General features: G+C 71.1%; 1 protein-coding gene. It reads right to left on the bottom strand.

The annotated features are described in order from the left end of the window. On the bottom strand, nt 1-7,469 hold a 7,469-nt coding region (locus GTY56_RS30865), incomplete at both ends, for a non-ribosomal peptide synthetase (protein ID WP_161368580.1).

Here is a 7,469-nt window from a genome sequence, read left to right as displayed (position 1 = left end):
GGCAGAGACAGACCGACAACAGACTCCGCACCAACCCCCTGACCCACCAGATAGTGCGCAATCCGGTTCGCCCGCGCATCCAACTCCGCATACGACACCGACACGCCATCCGCGACAATCGCCACAGCATCCGGCGTCCGCGCCACCTGCGCCCCGAACACCTCATGCACCAACACCGACGGAACCTCAACCGCCGTGTCGTTCCACTCACTCACCACCCGACGACGCTCTACCCCGTCGAGCACATCCACCGCACCCAACCGGGTTCGCGGATCATCAGCCAGCGCCCCCAGCACCCGCACCCAAGCATCAGCGATCCGCCCGGCCCACTCGGCATCGAACAGGTCCAACGCCACCGTCACGGAACCCCACAACCCCGCCGGGGCGCCATCGGCGTCGAACGCCTCCCGCGCCATCACGTCGAGGTCGAACTTCGCCGCCGCCCTGCCGGCCGACAGGTCTGCTGACACGCTGCCCGCCCGCACACCCGGCAGGTCGAGCACCGCGTCGATGGTGTTCTGCATCGTGAAGACGACCTGGAACAGCGGATGCCGGGCCAGCGAACGGCTCGGAGACAGCTCCTCCACCAGCTTCTCGAACGGAACATCCTGATGCGCGAACGCCGACAGGCTCGTCTCCCGCACCCGCCCCAGCAGCTCACGGAACGTCGGGTCGCCCGACAGATCCGTACGCACCACCAGCGTGTTGATGAAGAAGCCGACCAGGTCGTCCAGGGCTTCGTCCGTGCGCCCGGCGTGTGCCGAACCGATCGGGATATCGGTTCCCGCACCCAGGCGGGACAGCAGCACCGCCAGCGCCGCCTGCAACACCATGAACGTCGTCACGCCCTCGGCACGCGCCAGCCCAGCCAGCCGCGCGTGCAGCTCCGCCGGGATCTCCAGCGGGACGGTGTGCCCACGGTGGGAGGCCACATCCGGCCTGGACCGGTCGAACGGCAGCTCAAGTTCCTCCGGCGCACCGGCCAACGCCTCACGCCAGTAGCCGATCTGCCGGGACATGAGGCTGTCCGTGTCCCGCTCGGCGCCGAGCAGTTCGCGTTGCCAGAGGGTGTAGTCGGCGTACTGCACCGGCAGCAGTCCCCACTCCGGGGCCCGCCCCGCGCACCGCGCCTCGTAGGCGACCGACACATCCCGCGCCAGCGGGCCCATGGACCAGCCGTCACCCGCGATGTGGTGGACCACCACGACCAGGACGTGTTCGTCCGGTCCGGCCGTGAACAGCCAGGCTCGGATCGGCACGTCTGAGGCCAGGTCGAACGCGTACTGCTCGGCCTCGGAAATCGCATCCGCGAGCTCGGTCGGTGCGTCATCGGCGGCGAGGTCCACCGACTGAAGCTGCCATTCCAGCTCGGCGAGTTCCCGAACCTGCTGGTACGGCTGTCCGTCCGCCTCTGCGAAGACCGTGCGCAGCACCTCGTGCCGGCCGATCACGTCCCTCAGCGCCATGCCGAGCGCGTCACGGTCGACCTCACCCGACAGGCGGAGTGTCACGGGGACGTTGTAGGTGGCGCTCGGACCCTCCAACTGGCCGATGAACCACAGCCGCTGCTGAGCGTAGGACAGCGGCACCCGCTCGGGACGCTCCCTCCGCGTGAGCGCCTTGCGCGCCGCGTTGACGCCGAAGAGCTGAGACCCGGCCAGTTGGGCGGCGAGTGCGGCGACGGTAGGCGCCTCGAACAGGTCCCGCAGCGGAACCTCGACACCCAGCACCGTACGGATCCGGCTCACCAGCCGTACCACGAGAAGAGAATGCCCGCCCAGGGCGAAGAAGTTGTCGTCCACACCGACCCTGCCCAAGCCGAGCACCTGCGCGAACACTGTGCACAGGATCTCTTCCTGGAGGCTGGACGGGGCCCGTCCACCACCGGTGGTGAGCTGCGGGGCGGGCAGAGCCCTGCGATCCAGCTTGCCGTTCACCGTCAACGGCAGTGCGTCGAGGACCACCACGGCCGAGGGCACCATGTACTCCGGCAGACGCTCGGACGCGAACGCGCGCACCGATGCCGGCAGCGCGTCGCCCTCCGACCCGGCAGGAACGACGTAGGCCACGAGCCGTGTGTCTCCCGGTGTGTCCTCGCGAGCGACCACCGCCGCCTGGGCGACCTGCGGGTGTGCGGCGATGACAGCCCGTACCTCACCCGGCTCGATCCGGAAGCCGCGGATCTTGACCTGCTCATCCGCACGCCCCGCGAACACCAACTGACCATCCGCCGTCCACCGCACCAGGTCACCCGTGCGGTACAACCGCTCACCACCACCGAACGGATCAGCCACGAACCGCTCCGCCGTCAGACCGGCACGCCCCACGTAACCACGCGCCAACTGAGCCCCACCGACATACAACTCACCCACAACGCCCACCGGAACCGGCCGCAGACACTCATCCAGGACGAACATCCGCGTATTGGCGACCGGCCCGCCGAACGGCAGCGCACCGCTCCCGCCCGGATCGACCAGCCCGACGGCCGTGATCACCGTCGCCTCCGTCGGCCCGTACGCATGCACAAGCTTCCGACCCCGCGCCCACGCCCGCGCCAGCCCCGGATCCATCGCCTCCGAACCGACCACCATCGGCCCGACCCCAGCCAGATCCCCCAGCTCCAGCACCCCGAGCAACGACGGCACCACACTCGCCGACCGCACACCCGCCGACTCCACCAGCCCCCGCAACAACGCCGGCTCCGCCCGCTCCGCCGCACCGGCCACCACCAGCACACCGCCACAACCCAGCGCCACCGCCACATCCAGCACCGAGGCATCAAAGCTGAACGAGGCGAACTGCAGAACCGGAACCCCAGGCCCCACCTCCATCAACGGCCCGAACACCGACACCAGATTCGCCAACGAACCATGCGAGACCGCCACACCCTTCGGCAGCCCCGTCGAACCCGACGTATAGATCACATACGCCAACGCACCCGGCACGATCGAAGCCTCGGGTGCCGTGCCGGGAAGCAGTGCCAGCTCACCGTGGAGGCGCGGGTCGTCCAGCCACACGACGCGGTCGGGCCCGAAATCGTCGCCCAGTCCCTCCGCCGCGTCCCGGAGGCCGATCACCACTCCCGCACCGCTGTCCGTCAGCATGAACGCGATCCGCTCGGCCGGATGCTCGGGGTCGAGCGGCACATACGCACCGCCTGCCTTCCACACCGCCAGAATCGCGACGATCATCTCGACGCCACGCGGCAGGCACAGGCCCACCACCGACTCCGCACCGACACCACGGGTGATCAGCAGCTGGGCGAGCCGGTTCGCCCGCGCGTCCAGCTCCGCGTACGACACCTCCACACCCTCGAACACCACCGCCACCGCGTCCGGGGACTCCGCCACCCGCGCAGCGAACAGATCCGGAACAAGGACGTCCGGCACCGGGGCCGTCGTGTCGTTCCATTCCGTCAGCACCCGGCGGCGCTCCGCCGCACCCAGCACATCCACCGCGCTCAACGGCAGGTCGGGATCGGCGAGCAGGGCCTCGAGCACCCGGGCGAAGCGAGCCACCAGCTGTTCGGTTGTCTCCGCGTCGAACAGGTCCGCCGCCGCGACGACCGATCCGAGCATGCCTGCCGGTGCGCCCTCCGGGCCGAATGTCTCCCCGACGGACAGTTCCAGGTCGAACTTCGCCGAACGGGGTCCGGTCGGCATCCCACCGGCTTGCAGGCCGGGCAGTTCCAGCGCCGCCTCGGCGTTGTTCTGGACCGTGAGCATCACCTGGAACAGCGGGTGGCGTGCCAGTGAGCGGGCCGGGGAGAGGATCTCCACGAGCTTCTCGAACGGCACGTCCTGGTGGGCGAAGGCCGACAGGCTCGTCTCACGCACCCGGGCCAGCAGCTCACGGAAGGTCGGGTCGCCCGACAGATCCGTACGTACCACCACGGTATTGACGAAGAAGCCGACCAGGTCGTCGAGGGCCACATCCGTGCGGCCGGCGTTCGCCGAGCCGATCGGGATGTCGGTGCCCGCCCCGAGTCGGGAGAGCAGGGCCGACAGCGCGGCCTGCAGAACCATGTACGTGGTGACGCCCTCGGCCTGTGCGACGTCCACCAGGCGGGCGTGCGCTTCGGCCGGGACGGCCAGGCGCAGGCTGTGCCCGCGGTGGGAGGCCACGGCCGGACGCGAACGATCCGCCGGGAGCGCCAGCTCCTCGGGGGCGTCCGCCAAGGCGCGCCGCCAGTACGCGATCTGCTGGGAGATCACGCTCGCGGGGTCGTTCTCGTCGCCGAGCAGTTCCCGCTGCCACAGCGCGTAGTCCGCGTACTGCACCGGCAGCGGCTCCCACTCCGGAGATCGCCCCGCGCTGCGTGCCGCGTAGGCCGTCGAGAGATCCCGCGCCAGCGGGCCCCTGGACCAGCCGTCACCGGCGATGTGGTGCATCGTCACCACGAACACGGGCTCGTCAGAGCCGTCCGAGAACAGCCATGCCCGGATCGGCACCTCGGAGGCCAGGTCGAAGGCGTATCCGGCCGCCTCGGCGACCGCGGCGTCCAGCTCCGCCGGCGTCACCTCGGCCACCGACAGCTCCCAGTCGAGATCGTCGAGCGGCAGGACGTGCTGGTACGGCTCGCCGTCGGCGATCGGGAAGACCGTACGGAGTACCTCGTGCCGGCCGAGGACGTCCCGCAGTGCCTGGCCGAGCGCCTCCCGGTCCACTCCCCCGGACAGCCGCAGGGCCACCGGCGTGTTGTAGGCGGCGTTGGAGCCTTCGAGCCGGCCGATGAACCACAGCCGCTGCTGGGCGAACGACAGCGGCACCCGCTCCGGACGCTCACCTGCCGTCAGTGCCGCCCGCGCCCGCTCCCCTCCCGCCAACCGGGCGGCGAGTCCGGCAGCCGTACGCGCCTCGAACAGCGCCCGGACCTCCATCTCCACGCCCAGTACGGTCCGTACCCGGCTGGCCAGCCGGGTGGCGAGCAGGGAGTGGCCGCCCAGGACGAAGAAGTCGTCGTCCACGCCGACCCGCTCCAGGCCGAGTACCTCGGCGAACGCGGCGCACAGGAGTTCCTCCTCCACGGTCGTCGCCCGACGGCCGCCGGGCGTCAGCCCGGACGCGTAGTCGGGAGCGGGCAGCGCCTGGCGGTCGAGCTTCCCGTTCACCGTCAGCGGCAGGGCGTCGAGCGCCACCACGGCCGCCGGCACCATGTGCTCCGGCAGGCGCTTGGCCACGAACTCCCGGACCGGCTCGGTGAGGTCTCCCTCGTCGCCGGCCGGCACGACGTAGGCCACCAGGCGCTTGTCCCCGGGAGTGTCCTCACGGGCGATCACCGCTGTCCGCACCACTGACGGGTGCGCGGCGATCACGTTCTCGATCTCGCCCGGCTCGATGCGGAAACCTCGGATCTTCACCTGCTCGTCGACGCGGCCGGTGAAGACGAGCTGCCCGTCCGCGGTCCACCGCACCCGGTCGCCGGTGCGGTACATCCGCTCACCGGCGGCGCCGAACGGGCAGGCCACGAAGCGGTCCGCCGTCAGGCCGGCCCGCCCCAGGTAGCCACGCGCCAGACCCGCGCCCGCCACGTACAGCTCGCCCGCCACGCCGACCGGAACGGGGCTCAGCGCGTCGTCCAGGACGAACACCCGAGTGTTGGGGTTCGGCGCGCCGATGGACGGCTCCGCCCCTGGCCTGAGCGGCTCGGACATGGTCGCGCAGACCGTCGTCTCCGTCGGGCCGTACGCGTTGACGAAGCGACGGCCGTCCGACCAGATGGACAGCAGCTCCGCGTCGAGCGCCTCACCCGCGGTCACCAGCGTGGTCACCGACGGCAGGCTGCCCGGCTCCAGGGCGCCCAGCACCGCGGGCGGAAGCGTCACATGGGTCACCCCGTGCCGGGCCACCACGTCGGTGAGACCCGACGATCCCGACCCGGGAACGAGCTCACGCGACGGGGCGAGCACCAGGCGGGCGCCGGTGCACAGGGCCATCAGCACTTCCGAGGTCGCCGCGTCGAAGCTCATCGACGCGAACTGCAGCACCCGGCTGTCGCCGGTGACCGCGAACCGCTCCACCTGCGCGGCCACGAGGTTCCCCACACCCGTGTGCGGCACCAGGGCGCCCTTGGGCCGCCCGGTGGAACCGGAGGTGTAGATGACGTACGCCAGCCCGTCCGGTGCCACCCGCACACCGGGGGCGGTCGTGGGCGCGGCCGCCAGCTGCATCGTCATCAGCGTGTCGTCGATCGCGACCAGACGCGACCGGCCGGCCGGGAGGTCGTCGAAGATCTCCTCGGTCGTCAGGGTGAGCACGGCCCGGCTGTCGCGGAGCATGTACGCCACCCGGTCCGCCGGGTACTCCGGGTCCACGGGCAGGTACGCCGCCCCGGCCTTCCACACGCCCAGGAGCGCCGCGATCATGTCCACGCCGCGCGGCAGGCACAGGCCGACCACGGTCTCCGCGCCGACGCCCTGGCCGATGAGGTAGTGCGCGAGCCGGTTCGCGCGAGCGTCCAGCTCCGCGTACGACGTCTCGACACCGTCGGCCACGATCGCGACGGCGTCAGGGGTCCGCGCCGCCTGCGTCTCGAACAGGCGCAGCGCCGACGGTTCCACGGGCTCGATGGTGGTGGTGGTGTCGTTCCACTCGATCAGCACGCGGTGCCGCTCGGCCTCGTCGAGCACCTGGACCGCACTCAGGGGGAGGCCCGGATCGGCGGACACCGTCTCCAGCAGCCGTGCCAGCCGTGCGGCGAGCCGCTCGACCGTCTCCGCGTCGAACAGGTCCGCCGCGGCGACGACCGAGCCGTGCAGGCCCGCCGGTGCGCCCTGCCCGTCGTATGCCTCGCCGATCAGCACCTCGACGTCGAGCTTGGAGGCCCGTGTGGCCGAGGAGCGCTCGCCGGACGTGCTTTCGGCCTGTACGCCCGGCAGATCCAGTACCGCTTCGGCGTTGTTCTGCATCGTGAAGACGACCTGGAACAGCGGGTGACGGGCCAGGGAACGGACCGGCGCCAGCTCCTCCACCAGCTTCTCGAACGGAATCTCCTGATGCGCGAACGCCGACAGGCTCGCTTCCCGCACCCGGCCCAGCACGTCACGGAACGTCGGGTCACCCGACAGGTCGGTGCGCAGCACCAGCGTGTTCACGAAGAACCCGACCAGGTCGTCCAAGGCCTCGTCGGTGCGCCCCGCGTGCGCCGAGCCGATCGGGATGTCGGTGCCCGCGCCGAGCCGGGACAGCAGCACGGCCAGCGCGGACTGCAGGACCATGAACATGGTGACGCCCTCGGCGCGCGCCACCTCCACGAGCCGTGCGTGGACCTCGGCCGGCACGGTCACGGACGCGTTGTGGCCGCGGTGAGAAGCCACGGCCGGGCGCGAGCGGTCGGCGGGGAGAACCAGCTCCTCCGGGGCACCGGCCAGCGTCTCGCGCCAGTAGGCGACCTGGGCGGCGAGCAGGCTGTCGGGGTCGTTCTCGTCGCCGAGCAGCTCGCGCTGCCACAGCGCGTAGTCCGCGTACTG

The organism is Streptomyces sp. SID5643 (assembly GCF_009872555.1).
Lineage (GTDB): Bacteria > Actinomycetota > Actinomycetes > Streptomycetales > Streptomycetaceae > Streptomyces > Streptomyces iakyrus.
This window is presented reverse-complemented; position numbering and strand designations above follow the sequence as displayed.